The 17,398-nt window shown below is 63.6% G+C and carries 12 protein-coding genes; 2 read left to right on the top strand and 10 right to left on the bottom strand.

What is annotated here, in order from left to right:
• Positions 1 to 204: 204 nt before the first annotated feature.
• From ACF8R4_RS22540 to ACF8R4_RS22505, 8 genes are all read right to left on the bottom strand, one after another.
• The gene (locus ACF8R4_RS22540; protein ID WP_223625311.1) at positions 205 to 2,463 is read right to left on the bottom strand and encodes an ATP-dependent DNA helicase; all 2,259 of its coding nucleotides are present in this window, start codon (positions 2,461 to 2,463) and stop codon (positions 205 to 207) included.
• Positions 2,460 to 4,109, bottom strand: coding sequence for a VRR-NUC domain-containing protein (locus tag ACF8R4_RS22535; protein WP_392493490.1), 1,650 nt, complete (start codon positions 4,107 to 4,109; stop codon positions 2,460 to 2,462). Before ACF8R4_RS22535 ends, ACF8R4_RS22540 begins: the two co-directional genes overlap by 4 nt.
• 73 nt (positions 4,110 to 4,182) lie before the next feature.
• The gene (locus tag ACF8R4_RS22530) at positions 4,183 to 5,484 is read right to left on the bottom strand and encodes an MFS transporter (protein WP_060498961.1); all 1,302 of its coding nucleotides are present in this window, start codon (positions 5,482 to 5,484) and stop codon (positions 4,183 to 4,185) included.
• A gap of 99 nt (positions 5,485 to 5,583) precedes the next feature.
• Positions 5,584 to 6,804 (bottom strand): fumarylacetoacetate hydrolase family protein, encoded by a 1,221-nt coding sequence (locus ACF8R4_RS22525; RefSeq protein ID WP_060499046.1) that lies wholly within the window; start codon positions 6,802 to 6,804, stop codon positions 5,584 to 5,586.
• 20 nt (positions 6,805 to 6,824) lie between these two features.
• Positions 6,825 to 7,883 (bottom strand): Ldh family oxidoreductase, encoded by a 1,059-nt coding sequence (locus tag ACF8R4_RS22520; protein ID WP_104834838.1) that lies wholly within the window; start codon positions 7,881 to 7,883, stop codon positions 6,825 to 6,827.
• Between the two features lie 35 nt (positions 7,884 to 7,918).
• Positions 7,919 to 9,460 (bottom strand): UxaA family hydrolase, encoded by a 1,542-nt coding sequence (locus tag ACF8R4_RS22515; protein WP_060498959.1) that lies wholly within the window; start codon positions 9,458 to 9,460, stop codon positions 7,919 to 7,921.
• A 184-nt stretch (positions 9,461 to 9,644) separates the two neighbouring features.
• Positions 9,645 to 10,598, bottom strand: coding sequence for a LysR family transcriptional regulator (locus ACF8R4_RS22510; RefSeq protein ID WP_060498958.1), 954 nt, complete (start codon positions 10,596 to 10,598; stop codon positions 9,645 to 9,647).
• A gap of 28 nt (positions 10,599 to 10,626) precedes the next feature.
• Positions 10,627 to 11,574, bottom strand: coding sequence for a LysR family transcriptional regulator (locus ACF8R4_RS22505; RefSeq protein ID WP_104834841.1), 948 nt, complete (start codon positions 11,572 to 11,574; stop codon positions 10,627 to 10,629).
• 101 nt (positions 11,575 to 11,675) lie between these two features.
• Here ACF8R4_RS22505 and ACF8R4_RS22500 point away from each other — a divergent pair, with 101 nt between their 5' ends.
• A complete protein-coding gene (locus ACF8R4_RS22500; RefSeq protein WP_104834843.1) occupies positions 11,676 to 12,989 on the top strand; it encodes an L-fuconate dehydratase in 1,314 nt (437 codons plus the stop codon).
• Positions 12,990 to 13,055: 66 nt separating this feature from the next.
• The gene (locus ACF8R4_RS22495; protein ID WP_060498955.1) at positions 13,056 to 14,357 is read left to right on the top strand and encodes an MFS transporter; all 1,302 of its coding nucleotides are present in this window, start codon (positions 13,056 to 13,058) and stop codon (positions 14,355 to 14,357) included.
• Positions 14,358 to 14,421: 64 nt separating this feature from the next.
• Here ACF8R4_RS22495 and ACF8R4_RS22490 read toward each other — a convergent pair whose 3' ends face one another.
• Both ACF8R4_RS22490 and ACF8R4_RS22485 read right to left on the bottom strand, forming a co-directional pair.
• On the bottom strand, positions 14,422 to 15,774 hold the full coding sequence (locus ACF8R4_RS22490) for a GntR family transcriptional regulator (RefSeq protein WP_104834846.1): 1,353 nt from the start codon (positions 15,772 to 15,774) through the stop codon (positions 14,422 to 14,424).
• Entirely contained in the window at positions 15,774 to 17,153 is a 1,380-nt protein-coding gene (locus tag ACF8R4_RS22485) for a hypothetical protein (RefSeq protein WP_104834847.1), read from the bottom strand. Before ACF8R4_RS22485 ends, ACF8R4_RS22490 begins: the two co-directional genes overlap by 1 nt.
• Positions 17,154 to 17,398 lie beyond the last annotated feature (245 nt).

Raw genomic sequence — 17,398 nt, 5'->3', positions numbered from 1 at the left:
CGGCGGCCGGTATTGAGCCGGCCAGCATCTGAAGCAAGTCGAAACGATTGATGAACAAGGGCCAATGACGTTTCAAGCGCACGCCATTCGAACCCGAAGCAGTGCCATCATCTTGATATTCAGGGACTTATAGCTGAACGGGCCAGATCTTAACCCATTTACAGCGTCGAGGGCCGCCCGTACGGCGCTAAGCCGGCCAGCCAACTAAATGGCCGTCGGCCACCACCCTGGGAACATCTGCTGCACCCGGGGCTCGGCGAAGCGCTCATCAATCAGCACCAGTACGCCACGGTCCTGGTCACCTCGGATAACCCGGCCCGCCGCCTGGATCACCTTGCGCACCCCCGGGTAGAGATAGGCGTAATCGAACCCCGCACCAAACTGCCGCCCAAGGCGCTGCTTGAACTGCTCGTTGACCGGGTTGACCTGCGGCAGCCCGAGAGTGGCGACAAAGGCGCCGATCAGCCGCGTGCCCGGTAAATCCACCCCCTCACCGAAAGCACCGCCCAATACGGCAAAGCCGATGCCCTGCCCGTCGCTGACAAAACGATCGAGAAATGCCTGACGGGCCGCCTCGTCCATGCCCGGTTCCTGAGCCCATTGCGGAATCTGCGGATGCTGCTCTGCCAACAGCCCTGCCACCTGCTGCAGGTATTCGAAACTGCTGAAGAACGCCAGGTAGTTGCCCGGCATCCGCTCATACTGCCGGGCCATCAGCTCGACGATTGGCGCCAGAGAGGCGTGACGCTGCTGGTAACGGGTAGACACCTGGCTGGCAATCCGCACCTCAAGTTGCTCTGCGCGAAACGGCGCAGCCACTTCCAGCCAGGCGGTGTCGGCTGGCATGCCCAGCAGGTCGCTGTAGAAATGCCGCGGGGTCAATGTGGCGGAAAACAGCGTCACGCTACGCGCCGCCTGCATGCGCGGGGCCAGTAGGCGCGCGGGGGTGACATTGCGCAGGCACAGCGTGGCCAGCCGGCGCTTGCGTGGGCCCTGGCGCTGGCTGATGTCGAACAGAAAGTGCTCGTCGAACAGCTCGGCCACCCGGGTGAATTGCAAGGCTTGGTAGAAGAACTGCAACACCTGCGGGTCCAAGTGTGCGGGCGCCTGGTTCATCTGATCATGAATCAGCCCGATGCACTGCTGCAAGGCACGCAGCAAGCCTTCGGGCACCGACTCGCTGGCCTTGTACGGTGCACGCTGCTCTTTATACAGTGCATTCCATTGGCGGTTCAGCCGGTCCAGCGCACTGCCAAGCCCGGGTGGTTTGCTCTGGCGTAACGCCAGCAACTGGCCCTGGTCGAGGCTGGCGCTGTACATGCCGCGCCCACGCTCGACCAGGTTGTGCGCCTCGTCCACCAGCACGGCAACGCGCCACTGGTTGAGCTGGGCAAGGCTGTACAGCAGCGCATGCGCATCGAAGTAGTAGTTGTAGTCGGCGACCAGCACGTCGACCCAGCGGGCCATCTCCTGGCCCAGGTAGTAAGGGCATACCTGATGTGCCAAGGCCACTTCGCGCAGGTTGGCGCGGTCGAGCAGCGGCCGTGCTGCCGCCGCTTCGCGCGCCGCCGGCAAGCGGTCGTAGAAACCCGCCGCCAATGGGCAGGACTCGCCATGACAGGCCTTGTCCGGGTGCTCGCAGGCTTTGTCGCGGGCGATCAGCTCCAGTGTGCGCAACGCGGGCTGCGGCGTTGCTTCGGTAATCTGGCGCATGGCATCCAGCGCCAGCGCCCGGCCCGGCGTCTTGGCCGTAAGAAAAAACAGTTTGTCCAGCTGCTGCGGCACCATGGCCTTGAGCAGCGGGAACAAGGTCCCGAGGGTCTTGCCAATGCCGGTGCTGGCCTGGGCCATCAGGCAACGGCCGGTACTCACCGCCTTGTACAAGGTTTCGGCCAATTGCCGTTGGCCCTGGCGGAACTGTGGGTAGGGAAAGCTCAGTGCCTGAAGGCCCTGGTCGCGTTCGGCCAGACGTCGTTGCTGGCATTGAGCCCAGCCCAGAAAGCGCTGACACTGGATTTCGAAGAAGGCCCGCAGTTCAGTCGCCGTGTAATGCTCACTGAACAGCGTCTGCCCATCGCTGTCGACGTCCAGGTACACCAACGTCACCTCAATGGCTGGCAGTTGACGTGCCTGACACATCAGCCAGCCATAGACCTTGGCCTGCGCCCAGTGCAACTGCCGGTGGTTGGCCGGCTGGCGCGCCAGGTCGCCACGGTGTGTCTTGATCTCTTCCAGGCGATTGCTGGCCGGGTCATAACCGTCGGCACGGCCGCGCACCTTGAGGGTTTCGAACTGGCCTTCGAGGGTAATTTCCGACTCGTAGCCGGCAGCACGCCGTGCCACTACCCGCTGGTGCCCTTCAATGCCCTCTTGAGCGGTGGGCGACGGGGTGAAGCGCAGGTCCAGGTCACCCACCTTGGCACTGAACTCGCACAAGGCGCGCACCGCCACGCTGTAGCTCAAGGTGTGTCGCACCAGCGCACATGGCACACCGCGACCGGTAGCCCGTGTTGCCGGCAGAATTCCAGCCAGCGCAGTTGGTTATCCTGCAGGCGGTCACCTGGGCCCTTCACCTCGACCATGCGATAACGGCCCTGCTCGGGCCAGAACTGGATCAGGTCGGGCATGCCGGCACGGTTGCTGCGAATGTCCTGCAACAGGCGCAGGAAGCACTGCTTCAACTGGGCCGCTGGCAGGCAAGCCAAGGCCTGTTCCAGCAGTTCCTCGCTGAGCATGGACCAGAACACGAATGGCGACTGCAAACCCTGCTTGGCCTTGTAGCAGTCGAGAATCGCCTGGTGATGGCTGCCATCGTCGAGCCGACCGAGGCAGTGATCGAACAGCGCACTGCGCCGTTGCTGGAAGTCGCTGTCGTGCAGGTCTTGCGGCCCTGCCTGGAACGGGTTGAAGAACGCGCCGGGCACCGGCGCGAAGATGGCCTCCCAGCACAACAGGCCAAACAGGCTGTTGAACAGCGTGTTCTCCACGTAGTGTGCCTGGCCTCCCGCTTGTGCCAGATGCTGGCGGACGGCTTCCTCCACGCCGAGTGCTGCGTGCTCGCGGGGCAGTTCGAGTTCGATCAGCTCCAGTGGCGCAACCCGCTGGCGCCGCTGTGGCGGGCCGCCGAGTTTTCGCGCCAGGCGCGGCAGCATGCGCTCCAGCGCCTGCACTTCCAGCGCATTGGCAGGTGCCGCAGCCAGCTGCAACGCCAATGCGTGGGCCTGGGGCCACTGTTCGCTGCGCTCCAGCACCCGCACCTGGCGGATACGCGCCTGGGCATGGTTGCACTGCGCATACACGGCCATGGCCAGGTCCCATTCAGCCAGGCGCTCGCAGTGTTGGCCCAGGGCGAATTGCAGCCGCGCATGGCGCCGGGCCAGCCAGGGGTTGTCGCTGTGCAGGCCCTGCAAGGCGGCGAGGATGGGCAGCGGGTCGCCGCCCTGCTCCAGCCGCTCGGCGCACTGGTGCAGCGCCATGGCCAGGTCGACTTCGGCACGTTGCTGCAAGGCGCGTGAATCGGTGCTGAACGGTACCTGCTCGTAACGCAGCACCCCCAGGTCGGCGAGGACGAAGTCAGACCAGTCCTGGTACAGGTTGCCGAAAAACAGCAAGCGCATGCGGTCGCACAGGGGCTGCAGGCACCACTGGACAATGCGTACTTCGCTGTCGGGGAACCACTCGCTCAGTGGTCGGGCAGCCAGTTCCAAGGGTTGCAGCTGTGCCAGCAGGTCCTGCTTGGCGGCGCGGGGGCGGGTCAATTGCGGGGCGAAGCAATGGGCCAGCTCGTCTTTGCGCAGCAAGGCGAACAGTTGCTCCAGCGCCAGTTGCTCGGGCTCGCGTACCCAGCCGAGCGCCTGCAACGGCTGCAGCGCCAGCACGGTATCGCCGATTTCGACGTAGTCCAGCCGGTCGCTGCGAAACAACTCGCCCTTGCGCATGACCATGCGCACCATCAAGGCCTGAGCTGGCGCCTCCAGTTGGTTGAAGGCCTGGATGAACGCCAGCTCCTGTTCATCGAGCAGGTCCTGGTAGCGCTGTTCTACCCACAGCAGCACCTGGCGGAAATTGTGCAAGTAGTAGAACGGGTCGTCGACGGAATGAGCGATCACAAATACAGAGTCAGGCGGCTGGAACAAACACTGGTTATACATACAGACTTGCACGCCTGGCAAGTACCGTGGGTCACTCCGTCGCGGTGACCATGTCCCCCGCCTCAGCCTTCACGCTGCCAAGCGGCGCCTGCAGCAGCAGGAAGTAAGCCACCGCCGAGCACAGCGCCACCACCGCACTGATCATGAACGCCGTGGCGAACGAGCCCGAATACTGGATGCTGAAGCCGGTCACGATCGGCGCGACAGAGCCGGCGATATAACCGCCGAAGTTCTGGATCGAACCGAACGAGGCCACGCGCTGGCTGTCGACGATGGTGTTGACGATCATCCAGGCCGTTGCGCTGGCCATGTTGATGCTGAACAGCGCCAGGCACAGCAGGATGATGCAGCCGGTCAGGCCGGTGACGAACGACAGCGGCAAGGTGAACAGTGCTGCCAGCACCAGACCGGTGATGACACTGAACTTGCGGCTGCCCAGCACACTCATGCCACGCTTTACCAGCCAGTCGCAGAAGCGGCCGGCAACGATGGTACCTGCCGCGCCAAAACCGTAGGCCAGCGACACGACCCAGGCGGTCTTGTACAGGTCAAGGCCGTGCTCACGCTCGAAGTAACCCGGCAACCAGGTCAGGTGCAGCCACAGCATGTAGATCACACCCATGAAGCCCAGTACCGCCCCCCAGGTGCTGCGGTGCTTGAACAGGTCGAGCCAGCCGGCAAAGTAGGAAGGCTTCGGCGCATGAACCGAGGCCGCAGGCGCCAGGTGCTCATCCGGCAGCGGTTTGCCTTCGGCGGCCAGCTCGGCCAGGTATCGCGCCTTGCTTTTGTAGAAGCTCAGCCAGCACACCGCCAGTACCACGCCGATCACGCCGGTAATGATGAACATGCCGCGCCAGCCGAAGTTGACCATGAACAGCGTCAGCAACGGCGGTGCCAGGCAGGGGCCAAGACAGGTCGACGACCACACCACGCCGGTTGGTGTGCCGCGTTCGTTGGCATCGAACCACTCCGACAAGGCCTTGGCGGCCGACGGGAACATCGGCGCCTCGCCAATCCCCAGCAATACTCGCAGGCCCATGAAACCGGCAAAACTGCTGACCATGCCGAACGCGGCCTGGGCAACCGACCAGCCCAGCAACGAGGCACCGAGGGCGATCTTGCTGCCCAGGCGGTCGATGATCATGCCCATCGGCAGTTGGGCAAAGGCATAGGCGATGGAAAACGCCGACAACAGGATGCCCATCTGCGAAGGGCTGATCATCATGTCTTTCTGGATGGAGGTGTTGGCGATCGACAGCGCACTACGGTCCAGGTAGTTGACGATGCCGATCAGCAGCAGGAACACGACGGTGATGCGCTGGTACTTCTTCATAGGGTTCATGTGTCGACCTTTATTATTATTGTTGCCGCGCTGTCAGCGCCTTGACGATCCCTCGTTGATGCTGCGCCCCTCCCTGGCGCAGCCTGTCGTTCAGGGCCTGCGTGCAGTGGCTGCAACCTCCAGCAGGCCACGCCGGCCAAGGTTGTCGATCAGCGCGCGCAGGCCAAACGCCCATTGCGGGGCCAGGTCGCTGGTGGTCACGCGGTTGCACAGGGTACCCAGTTGCGGGTTGCTGATGCTCACCACATCGCCCGGCTTGTGGGTAAAGCCGTTACCCGACTGGTCGCGGTCCTGCTTGGGCGCGAACAGGGTGCCAAGGAACAGCACCAGGCCGTCGGGGTATTGATGGTTTTCGTTAAGCGTCTGCTGCACCAGGTCTTGCGGGTCGCGGCTGATCTGGCGCATGGAGCTGCGACCCGACAGCACGAAACCGTCTTCACCTTCGACCCGCAGGTCCACGTCGGCAGCGCGTACGTCGTCCAGCCCGAAGCTTTCGTCAAACAGCCGCAGCAGCGGCCCCAATGCAGTGGAGGCGTTGTTGTCCTTGGCTTTGGACAGCAGCAAGGCACTACGCCCTTCAAAGTCGCGCAGGTTGACGTCGTTGCCGAGCATGGCGCCCTTGATGCTGCCATCGCTGGACACCGCCAGCACCACTTCCGGCTCCGGGTTGTTCCAGCTGGACTTGGGGTGGATGCCGATGTCCGCGCCATGGCCAACCGCCGACAGCGGCTGGGCCTTGGTGAACACTTCGGCATCCGGGCCAATGCCCACTTCCAGGTATTGCGACCACAGGCCCTGCTCCACCAGCACCTTGCGCAGCGCTTCGGCCTGGGCCGAACCCGGCACGATCTGCGACAGGTCGGCGCCAATCCGGCTGGCCAAGGTGTCACGGATAGCATCGGCCTTGGCCGGGTCGCCCTTGGCCTGCTCTTCAACCACACGCTCCAGCAGGCTGGTGGCGAACGTCACACCAGCGGCCTTCACCGCCTGCAGGTCGATGGGTGCCAACAGCCATGGCTGGCGCGGGTCGCGCCGGGCGGGGTCGCTGTTGGCCAGTAACGCCGGTAGCGCGATGAGCGGCTCGGCCAACGGCAAGCCACGCAGGTAAGCGGCCGGGTCGTCCACTTCAAGCAGCGCCGAGACCGTCGCCACATGGGTGCTGATATCGTAGACGGCGCCAGCCTTCACCCGCACCACCGCCGGCCCCTGTTCCGGCAACCAGACGCGCCCTACCCAACTGCCACTGTCGAACACGCTGGCATCACAACTTAGCGGTAGCGGTTGATGGGTGTTCGATCGTTCATCAGTCATCTGTGTACCCTTACTGTGCATTATTGGGAAAATGTCGGCAGTTCCAGCAGCCCGGCCAGGCGGTCGAGGTCGGCCATCAACTGTGGCGACAGGCTCACGCCCTGCGCCAGTGCCTGGCGACGCAGGGCAAGGCCGGCCTGCCCGGGCAGGCGTACCGGGCGTTCGGGATCGAGCGGGCGGCTCGCCAGGATCAGGCGGCCAAGGAAGCTGATTTCGTGGGTGAACGCCTCCAGGCCACCGAAGAAGCGTGGGTCAATGACCACGGCAGTGGCCGAGGCGCCCCACTGGGTGGGTTCGTCCTTGCGTCCATGACCGGCCAGGCCCGAGGTCAGGGCTTCGACCAGCAGCGCCAGGGCGAAGCCTTTGTGACCAAAGGCCTGCCCCCCCAAAGGCAGGATGCTGCCTGGCGGGGTGGTGAAGAAATCACGCGGGTCATCACTCAGTTGCCCGTCGTTGCTCACCAGCACCGGGTGCGGCAGGCGGCTGCCGGCATCGCGGCATTGGCCCACCAACCCGAGGGTGACCGTGGACATGCTGACGTCCAGCAGTATCGGCTCGCCCTGGGTCGGTATACCGGCAGCAATCGGGTTGGGGGTGTATACCGGCTCCACGCCGCCATGGGCGCAGACCAGCGCCACAGAGGGGTCCGACGAGTAGACCATGGCCACCAGGCCTTGGTCGGTATAGGGCTTCAGATAAGCGGCCAAGCAACCTATGTGCGACGCCCGGCGCACCACGGCGATACCGATGCCCTGCGCCACCGCACCTTTGGCTGCGCAGTCCAGTGCACGGCTGACGCAGTAGGGCCCCAGTACATAATGGCCGTCGAACACGCTGGAAATACCACTGTCCGACACCTGCTCCAGTGCCTGTGCGCGGGCCTTGACCTGCCCGCTGAGCATGCCATCGATGTAACGGCTGACCAGATTCAGGCCATGAGTACGGTGCCCGAGCAGCTCGCCTTCGAGCAGCACCCGGGTGACCACCTGGGCGACTTCGCTATCGGCACCGGCCTTTACGAACAGTTGCTCAACAAAGGCGATGAGCGCTTGCACGTTGTAACGTGTGATTTGAGTCATTACGGTTGCCTCAAAAAAGGGACGGGAGCGGACGATCAGGTCACGGCGCCAATCTGCCAGGGCACGAATTCGTTCTGCCCATAGCCGTGCTGTTCGCTTTTGCTGCGCGCCCCGGAGGCAATGCGCAGCATCTGCTCGAAGATGTAAGCACCCCGCTCCTCGATGCTGGTGGAGCCATCGGCGATGCCTCCGCAATTGACGTCCATGTCTTCTTGCTGGTGCTCGAATACCCGGTTGTTGGTGGCCAACTTGATCGACGGCGCCGGGGCACAGCCGTATGCCGAACCTCGACCAGTGGTGAACGCGATCAGGTTGGCACCGCCGGCCACCTGGCCGGTGGCCGAGACCGGGTCGTAGCCGGGGGTGTCCATGAACACCAGGCCTTGTGCGCGCACGGCTTCGGCATACTGATACACATCGACCAGGTTGCTGGAGCCCGCCTTGGCCACCGCACCGAGGGATTTCTCGAGGATGGTGGTCAGCCCGCCTGCCTTGTTACCGGCCGAAGGGTTGTTGTTCAGTTCGGCGTTCATACGTTGGCAGTAGTCTTCCCACCAGCGAATGCGCGCCACCAGTTTCTCCCCCACCTCACGGCTGACCGCGCGGCGCGTCAGCAAGTGCTCGGCGCCGTAGATTTCCGGGGTTTCGGAAAGGATCGCGGTACCACCGGCCGCCACCAAACGGTCAACCGCATTGCCCAGTGCGGGGTTGGCGGTAATCCCCGAGTAGCCATCGGAGCCGCCGCATTGCAAGCCGACGACCAGATGCTGTGCGCTGACCGGTTGGCGCCTCACTTGGTTGGCCTCGGCCAGCAGGCTGCGAACCTGCTCGATGCCCGCCGCGATGGTTTTCGAGGTGCCACCGATGCCCTGGATCGTGAAGGCACGCAACTGTGCGCTGCCCTGCAGGCCCTGGGTTTCCAGCAGGCTTTCGATCTGGTTGGTTTCGCAGCCCAGGCCGATGATCAGTACGGCCGCGAAGTTGGGGTGCACGGCGTACCCGGCCAGGGTTCGGCGCAGTAGGCCAAGGGCTTCGCCGCTGGGGTCCACGGCGCAGCCGGCACCGTGGGTCAGGGCCACCACCCCGTCGATGTTCGGGTAGTCGGCAAGCGCTTCGGGGTGGATGTCGCGGCGGAAATGGTCGGCCACCGCCCGGGCCACCGTTGCCGAGCAGTTCACCGATGTGAGAATGCCGATGTAGTTGCGGGTGGCGACCCGGCCATCGGCGCGCACGATGCCCTGGAACTGCGCTGCACTGCCCGGCTGGCTGCGGGTATCAACACCGAAGGCATAGTCGCGGGCAAAATCACCCATCTGGACGTTGTGCACATGCACATGGTCGCCAGCGTCGATGGCCTGCGATGCAAAACCGATGATCTGGCCATACCGGCGCAGCGGCTGGCCCTGCTCCACACGAACCGTGGCGAGCTTGTGGCCCGAAGGGATAGGCTGGCGCACAGTAATCGCCTCGGCTTCCAGGCGCAGGCCTTGCGGCAGCGGCTGACGGGCGATCAGTACATTGTCCAGCGGGTTTAAGCGGATGACGGCAGGGTCACCGGATTTGGCAATCAGTTGCATGGGACCTCTCAGGGCGGTGCGGCTGACTTCTTGTTATGGCTGTGGCCACTTTAAGAAGCCTTGCGTGGCATTCCCAATGAGATGATCCGATCAAGCGATAACCTGGCGTTATCGCAAGCGGATTTCAGCACCTGATCATCAATCACCTGGGGGCCATGAGGGCGGCGCCATATGGCCCTCGGGGCTACCTCTGCACGGCCCTGCGACGCTGTGCGCCCTCCAGCAGGATCTCGACAAACGCCCGGGCCGAAGCGCTCAGCGGTTCATCCTTACGGGTGACCACGCCATACTCCAGCGCAGGTACATGCAAGGGGCTGCTCAGCTCCTTGAATTGCCCGCTGGCCAGCTGTGCAGCAACCATCGAGCGCGGCAACATGGCAATCATCGGTGCCGATTGCAGCAGTTGCAGGAACATCGGCATGGAGATAGTCTCGACGCTGTCGGCAGGCGTGGCGATACCGGCCACCCGGAACGCTTGCTCCAGGCGGTTGCGGATCGGCGTGCCCACCGGATACAGCACCCACGGCCAGTCGCCCAGCGCTTCAAGGGGGGTGCTGTCGAGCAGGTTGAGCGGGTGCTCGCTGTTCACCACCAGGCTGAAAGGTTCGGGCTCCAAGGGCTGGAAGTCGAACAGCTGGCTGTAGCGTTCCTCGGTAAAGCGGCCAATCATGATGTCCAGCTTGTTCTGCTCGAGCATGGCCAGCAGGTGATCGCTGGAGTGCTCCACCACCTCAATCGACAGTAACGGGCTGCGCGCCTTGATGGCGGCGATGGCCTGCGGCAGAACCAATGCAGTCGCGGCAAAGATACCGCCAACCCGAATAAAGCCGTGCCCGCCGTTGCGCAAGCGGTTGACCTGGTCGACGAACTGCTGCGACTCGGCCAGCGCACCCTGTGCGTAACGCACTACGTATTCGCCCAGTTCGGTAGGTGGCATGCTGCGCGGCAGGCGCTCGAACAGGGCGAAGCCGAACTGCTCCTCAAGGTCGCGCAGCATCTTGCTCAGGGCCGGCTGGCTAAGGTTCATGCGGGTGGCGGTTGCATGCATGTTGCGCGTGCGCGCCAGGGTGTCGATCAGCACCAGGTGCTTGTAGCGGATCCAATTGCAAAAGCTGGAATGGGTCATGTCCGGCGGCATAGACGCAGGGCCTCATGCAGGGTGAAGGTCATTGCGCCCGCAAGTAGCGCAGCAAAGTATCGAGGGCAACCGAGTGGGGCCGTGAACGCAAGGTGAGTACACCGAGGTTGGCCATGGCCAGCGGCAGCTCCACCGGCAGGATGGCGACCATGCCATAGCGGGCATAATGCTCGGCCACGTCGTTGGGCACCACTGCAATCATTTCAGAGGTTTCAAGCATGGCCGTGGTCGCCAGGATCGAGGCGGTTTCGACGATGTCCAGCGACTGCACCATGCCGCCGGCCTGCAGTGCGCTTTCGACACGGCGGCGCATCGGGCTGCCAATGGGATGCAGGATCCAGGTCAGGCTCACTAGGTCGGCCAACTGCAGCCCGGTGGCGCGGGCCAAGGGGTGGCCTGCGCGGGCAATCACGCGCATCTGCTCACCGCCTTCGAACAGCTCGATGTTCAGCGCCTGGCTGTCGCTCTGCTCCGGCAGGCGCCCCACCACCATGTCGAAGTCACCGCGCAGCAAGGCGGGCAGCAAAGTATCGCTGGTACCCACTTCCAGGGCGATGCGTACCTTGGGGTGGTCGTGCTTGTAAGCCAGTATCGCCTTGGTCAGCACGCCCGGCACCGGCCCCATGACGCTACCCACCCGCACCAGGCCCAAGGCCCCGCGCGCCAGCTCGGCGATTTGCGCCTGGGCATGTTCGAACTCATGCAACGCGTTCTGTGCGTAGCGGATCATCACCTCGCCGTACAGCGTTGCTTGCATGCCCCTTGGCAAACGCTCGAACAAACGTACGCCAAGACGCTCCTCCAGTTGCTGCAGCAACAGGCTGGCCGCCGGTTGCGTGGTGTGCATCGCTGCCGCAGCGCGGCGCAGGTTGCCAAACTCGCCCAATGCATTGAGCAGCGTGATCTGCCGGCTGGAGATTTTCAGTGCGCCGAGGCTGGCAGGCACCTGGGCGTTATCGGGCAGCAAGCGAGACATATCGAATCCGGTATCGCTGGTTAAGATTTGGCGATTATGCCTGTATCGCTCGACAACCTACAGTCAGCGCTCCCAGTGCTTGAACAGAACAAGAGCCGACCATGAGCATTCGTATTACCCACCTCAGCGTACGTGACATCCGCTTCCCCACTTCACTGTCGCTGGATGGCTCAGACGCCATGAACAGCGCCCCCGACTATTCTGCGGCCTATGTGGTGCTGCACACCGATGCCGAGGCCCTCGAAGGCCACGGCCTGACGTTCACCATCGGCCGCGGCAACGAGATATGCGCGGCGGCGGTGCAGTCACTGGCGCCCTTGATCGTCGGCCTCACCCTCGATGAAATCACCGCCGACATGGGCGGCTTCTGGCACCGCTTTACCGTCAGCGACAGCCAACTGCGCTGGCTGGGCCCGGAAAAGGGCGTGATCCACCTGGCCACGGCCGCCATCATCAACGCCGTGTGGGACCTGTGGGCCAAGCACGAAGGCAAGCCCGTGTGGAAACTGCTGGCCGACATGACGCCGGAGCAAGTGGTGCGCTGCCTGGACTTCAGCTATGTCACCGACGTGCTCACCCCCGAAGAAGCCATTGCCCTGCTGCGACGCCAGGCGCCAGGCAAAGCCCAGCGCGAGGCGCAGATGCTGCGTGAGGGCTACCCCGGCTACACCACCGCGCCAGGCTGGTTGGGCTACAGCGAAGAGAAAATGCGCAAACTGGCCCGCGAGGCCGTGGAAGATGGCTGGACCCACATCAAGCAGAAGATCGGTGCCGACCTGGAAGAAGACATCCGCCGCGCCAGTATCCTGCGCGACGAAATCGGCTGGGAGCGCACCCTGATGATGGATGCCAACCAAGTGTGGGGGGTCGAGGAGTCGATCACCAACATGCGCCGCCTGGCCGCCTTCGAACCCCTGTGGATCGAAGAGCCGACCAGCCCGGACGACATTCTCGGCCACGCCACCATTCGCCAGCGCATCGCGCCCATTGGCGTGGCTACCGGTGAACATTGCCACAACCGTGTCATGTTCAAGCAAATGTTCCAGGCCGGTGCGCTGGACTTCTGCCAGCTGGACGCTGCCCGCCTGGGCGGCCTGAACGAGGTGCTGATCGTGCTGCTGATGGCGGCCAAGTACAACGTACCGGTGTGCCCGCACGGTGGTGGCGTCGGGCTGTGCGAATATGTGCAGAACATCGCCCTGTTCGACTACATCGCAGTGTCTGCCTCGCTGCACAACCGGGTGCTGGAGTACGTCGACCACCTGCACGAGCACTTCATCGACCCGGTGGTGATCCGCCGCGGGCGCTACATGCCGCCACAACGCCCGGGCTACAGCATCGAAATGCACGCCGAAACCCTGGAGCGCTACCAGTACCCCAACGGCGCCGTGTGGCTCGACATCAACCGCTCCTGACCCACAGACCTTGGCGTGTCGCGGTTACGCGACACGTCACCAGCACATTTCACGGGGAAAAAAACAATGACAACCCTCACCCGTGCAGCGGCTTCGGCCCCTGCCGCCACCACAGAGCAGCGCCTGAACGGCCTGCTGTTGCGCAAATTGATGCCACTGCTCATCGTCGTCTATGTGATGAGCTTTCTTGACCGCACCAACATCGCCCTGGCGAAAGCCAGCATGGGCATCGACCTGGGCCTGTCGGCAGCGGCGTACGGCCTGGGTGCCGGCCTGTTCTTCCTTACCTATGCGCTGGCCGAAGTGCCCAGCAACCTGATCATGCATCGGGTGGGCGCGCGCTTCTGGATCACCCGCATCATGATTACGTGGGGTCTGCTTTCGGCGGGCATGGCCTTCGTCCAGGGTGAAACCTCGTTCTACATCATGCGCCTGTTGCTGGGCGTGGCCGAAGCGGGCCTGTTCCCGGGTGTCATGTTGTACCTGACCTACTGGTTCGACCGGGAACAGCGCGCCCGTGCGACGGGGTATTTCCTGCTGGGCGTGTGCCTGGCCAATATCCTCAGCGGGCCACTGGGCGGTGCCCTGCTGGAAATGGACGGCGTACTTGGCTGGCATGGCTGGCAATGGCTGTTCGTACTCGAGGGCCTGCCCGCCGTGGCCTTGGCCTTCGTGGTGTGGAAGAAGCTACCGGACGGCCCCGCATCGGCGCCTTGGTTGTCGGCTGCCGATGCCAAGGATATCGAACGCCGCCTGGCTGCGGAGCGGGCTGGTGCGCCACAGCAAAGCAAGTTGGGACAGATGTTCCGCGACCGGCAGATCTGGCTGGCGATCGTGGTGTACTTCGTGCACCAGATCACCATCTACACGGTGATTTTCTTCTTGCCGGGTATTATCGGCACATACGCTGCGCTTTCGCCTTTCCAGGTTGGCCTGCTGACCGCGGTGCCATGGGTTGCCGCCGCCATCGGTGCCGCCACCTTCCCACGGCTGGCCACCTCACCACGCCGCTGCCGCACCTTGCTGTTCTTCGGCCTGCTGACCATGGCGGCCGGGCTGCTGCTGGCCTCGCTGGCCAACTCGTTCCTTGGCCTGATCGGGTTCTCCCTGACGGCGCTGATGCTGTTCGTGGTGCAATCGATCATCTTCGTCTTCCCCTCGAGCCGCCTGAGCGGCAATGCGCTGGCGGCCGGCCTGGCCTTCGTTACCACCTGCGGTCTGTTTGGCGGCTTCGTCGGGCCTTCGGTGATGGGGCTCATCGAGCAGACCACCGGCAGCACCCGCAATGGTTTGTGGGTCATTGCTGCGTTGCTGGTAGTGGCGGCACTGGTCAGCACCCGCCTGCGCCAAGGGCAGGAAAAACACTGAGCAACACGCACGCTTGCACCGCCTCCAAGCGCAGCCCTGTGCTGCCCTTGCAGGCACTTCGATTTCAATGTGAGAAGCGGGCACGGCGCCGACAGCCTTGCTCCAGCGCTTGCGCCAAACGCTCCACCGCTTGGTGCAGGTCGTCCGGCAGCCCGCCCGACCACATCAACGCCAAGTATTGCGGGTAACGCCCCTGCAGGCAGAACTGCGCGCCCGGTAGCGCATGCAACGCTGAACCTGCCAAGGCTGCGGCAACACGCTCCCATACCAGCGGCTGGCGAAAGCATACCCACAGCATGTGCCCACCTTGCGGCATCTCAAACCTCACCTGTTGGCCAAATTGCAGCTCAAGCACATGCGCCAGGCCGTGAGTGCGCCTTTGCAGGTCTGTGCGCAGGTGTACCAGTTGTACGTCCATTTCCCCCTTGCCGAGCATATGCGCAAGCGCCTGCAGACGCAGTGGCGCAAGCCGAAACGCACGTTCGGCGAACGCCTTGGCCAGCACGGCGTCTTTGCTCAACACATAGGCATACGGTGCTTCGGCCCCTACCGCAGGCTCGAACGTGCCCATCACCAGCAGCCAGCGCGGGTCGACCCAGTCGCGCAGGCGCTTTTTGGGTGGCCCGTTGTAACAGAGCTCACTGTCCAGGTCGTTTTCCAGCAGCCAAACAGGGTGTTGGCCTAGCAACAGGCCAAGCTGTTGCTGATAGTACGGTGAAACCAGCCGCCCTTGCGGCATGCCCAGGCACGATGGCATGACCAGCATCTTTACAGGCTCGCTCCCCAGCAGCGTGGCCAAGTTGTGCAGGTCCGGATTACCACGGGCATCCGGTGGTACCTCTAGCACACGCATGCCTGCACGCGTCAGGGCGCGCAGCACTTGCCGGCAACAGGGTGAATGCACCAGCACGGTACCGCCCTGCAAGGCCAGCGCCGCCAGCAGCGTCTCCAGCAACGCCGGCACATCAGGTGCCAGTTGCACGTCATCGCGACACCAGTACTGGCTGGAAGAACGGGTATAGCGCTCTGCCAATGCACTGCGCAGGCGGGTGCTGCCAAGTGCCCCCCAAGGCTCGACGCTGCGGTCCCGCTGGCGGGCGAAACGCCGTTCGTGGCCAAACAGGGCACGTTCCAGCAGCGGTTGCACGGGGGGGGGCAGGCAGGGCGTGATCACCGCTTGCACTGTGCCGGCAAGTTGTACGTAATAACCCGACCTCGGCAAGCAGCGTACACGGCCCTCCTCTTCCAGCAGGCTGTAGGCACTCTGCACGGTTGCCAACGACACCCGCAGCCGTCGCGACAGTGTGCGCAGTGACGGCAAGCGGCATGGACCACCGCTTGCCGCCTGGTCGATCAAGGCTTCCAGGTAGCGATATACCTGGCGATACGCGAACTCGCCGGGGGCCACTCGCCCCATCAGGACAACCCCACAAAACCGCGCCTCAGCCCCGACGCCTGCCGAGGCATCAACCTCAAGTGCACGTCGCGGCGGGCCAGATTGTTCAGCAGGCGCCAGGCGGTCAGCGGCAACTGCCCGCTATAAATCGCCCGCAACTGCACCAGCGGCAGGCCACTGGTGTTCACCAGCCAGGCTTTCACCGCATCTGGGCAGGGTTTGCCCTGCAACGCCCGGTGAAGATACGGCAACGCCACCAACATATCGGCATGCCGGCATTGCAGGAAACGTTCAAGGTTCTTCCCTTGCCGGGCAAAAGGGCTGAAGAGCAAGCACACCAGCTGCGTCTGATTGATGCCGTAGATTTTGCCGAGTTGCGACTGATGCATTTCGTGTTGCTTGCTACCGCCCGACTGCCCGGCCAGGCGCAACGCGGGGCGGCTGGACTGGGGATCCAGGCTGCGTGCACGCAGTTCATGCAACTGTACTGCGGCTTGCGGATCGACGAATGCCGACAGTGGCCAGGCATTCGGGGCGTTCTCGATGCTAAAAGCCAGCATGCTATCAAGCGGCTGTGCTTCGACCACGTACGGTAGCAGGTCATCAAGGGCAATCAGCCGCACCATGTCCCTTTCCGTTGCGTCGCCCAATGCCGGCTGGCTAGTGGGGGCGCCCCCGACAAGCCCGTGCAACCGGCCCAGACCTTGGGCCAGCACCGCCAGGCACTGGTGCATCGCATACGGGCCGCGCTCACCGGACAGGCGCAGGCTACGCCGGGCCCATGCCAGGTATCGGCGCCGCTGGGCACCGGGTATGGCGGTGACCAATGCATCGGCAGGTGCCTGTGCCTGCAAGGCAAAACCTATAGCCCCCGCCAACTCCAGGTGCAGACGGCTACCCAGCAAGGCTTCAGGCCTGGCGTCGACCAAGTGGCCGAACATCAACAAGGCGTCTTTCGCCAGTGCCCAACGCTCGGGCCTGGCCGAGGGCTGGCGGCGAAACGGTACCACTGCGCCACCCTCGATCATCTGCAGCTGCACCCGCAGGTCATCCTGCATGAACAGTGCGCTGAAGCTGCGCTCATGCGCGTCCAGCCTGGCGCTGTCCGCAACCGGTAGACTGACCACCAGCACCCGCAGCTGGAAGGTTACCGGCGCACGCAGGGCGATACTCAATTGTGCGGCACGCAGCATCGCCAACAGCCTGGCACTGTTGCGATCGCCGCCCTGCAACACCTGCAAGCGGAAGGTCCCGATGTACTCGAGCCCGCCTGCCGCAACCAGCAGCCGTTGTATCAGCAACTGCAGAGAAGCACGCTGCGACTGTGACATGTGGCTCAGCAAGCGTTCAAGCACTTGTTCGTAGACGTAATGCATTGCCTGGTCGTGAATAGCTGTCACGAAATCACCTCACCCACTTCATTCAGCCGACACATGCCGAGCCCACTGTATTGAGCTTGAACCTGTGCCAAAACTACCCAGAAGAAATTTCCTACAATCAAATGGAAGTAATGACGTAACCCTTCACTGTCGCCAAGCCATCGAGAAAAGCCCTCCGCCACGATGCTCTATCGCTAACGCACATTGCCTTGGCCTGGGCATAGCCATGCTCATTTCACGCTCCTTGCGCAAACTACTACCGGGCC

This window comes from Pseudomonas sp. FYR_2 (genome assembly GCF_043106425.1).
GTDB classification, from domain to species: domain Bacteria; phylum Pseudomonadota; class Gammaproteobacteria; order Pseudomonadales; family Pseudomonadaceae; genus Aquipseudomonas; species Aquipseudomonas monteilii.
This window is presented reverse-complemented; position numbering and strand designations above follow the sequence as displayed.